At 73.5% G+C, this 1,217-nt stretch carries 1 protein-coding gene; it reads left to right on the top strand.

Annotated features, from left to right (window positions below; genetic code table 11):
- The first annotated feature begins 51 nt into the window (after positions 1 to 51).
- Positions 52 to 951 carry a tRNA (adenine-N1)-methyltransferase gene (locus tag L7D48_RS28910; protein ID WP_093662343.1) on the top strand — a complete coding sequence of 300 codons (900 nt, stop codon included), beginning with the start codon at positions 52 to 54 and terminating at the stop codon, positions 949 to 951.
- Positions 952 to 1,217 lie beyond the last annotated feature (266 nt).

Here is a 1,217-nt window from a genome sequence, read left to right as displayed (position 1 = left end):
GGGCGGGCCTCGATTACGGCCGGGGGGCGTGCCTGGACTACCCTTGCCCCCATGTCCGAACCGACCGGTGCCGCCCGCCGTCGCGGGCCCTTCCAGGTCGGGGACCAGGTCCAGCTCACCGACCCCAAGGGACGCCACTACACCTTCACGCTCGAGGCGGGGAAGAGCTTCCACACCCACAAGGGAGCCTTCCCCCACGACGAGCTGATCGGTGCTCCCGAGGGCACGGTCGTCCGTACCACGGGAAACGTCGCCTACCTCGCGCTGCGTCCCCTGCTCCCCGACTACGTCCTGTCCATGCCGCGCGGCGCTGCCGTCGTCTACCCCAAGGACGCGGGGCAGATCCTCGCGATGGCCGACATCTTCCCCGGCGCGCGCGTCGTCGAGGCGGGTGTCGGCTCCGGCTCGCTGAGCACCTTCCTGCTGCGGGCCGTGGGCGACCAGGGCATGCTGCACTCCTACGAGCGCCGCGCCGACTTCGCCGAGATCGCGCAGGCGAACGTCGAGCGGTACTTCGGCGGCCCGCACCCGGCCTGGCGGCTGACCGTCGGGGACCTCCAGGACAACCTGTCCGACACCGAGGTCGACCGGGTCATCCTGGACATGCTCGCTCCCTGGGAGTGTCTGGAGGCCGTCTCCAAGGCCCTCGTCCCCGGCGGCATCCTGTGCGCCTACGTCGCCACCACCACCCAGCTCGCCCGCACCGTGGAGTCCATCCGCGAGCACGGCACCTTCAACGAGCCGGCCGCCTGGGAGACCATGGTGCGCACCTGGCACGTCGAGGGCCTGGCCGTCCGCCCCGACCACCGCATGATCGGGCACACCGGCTTCCTGCTCACCGCCCGCCGGCTCGCCGACGGGGTGGAGCCCCCGATGCGCCGCCGCCGCCCGGCCAAGGGCGCCTACGGGGAGGACTACAGCGGTCCGGGCAGCGGCTCGGGCCGCGGCTGAGACGGCTCTTTTCCGCCATCCGTCATCCGCGACGCACAGGCCGCAGGCCGCTGCCCGGACCCCGTGAGGTCCGGGCAGCGGCCTGCGGCCTGTGCGGGGGCGGCTCTGTGCGGGCCGGGCGGGAGACGGGGCGGCGGCGAAGCGCACCCGGCCGTTCCACCGCGGTGTGACGTATGGCACGATGCTGGGCACCCCCGGCCGCCCGCACCTCACAGGAGTCGTCCCGCGTGCAGCTTCCGGCAGACTCTGCGCCCGCTCCCTCCGCC

The organism is Streptomyces sp. ICN903 (genome assembly GCF_022015835.1).
Lineage (GTDB): Bacteria > Actinomycetota > Actinomycetes > Streptomycetales > Streptomycetaceae > Streptomyces > Streptomyces fenghuangensis.
Note: the sequence above shows the minus strand (reverse complement) of the source record. Positions and strands in the feature narration are given on the sequence as shown.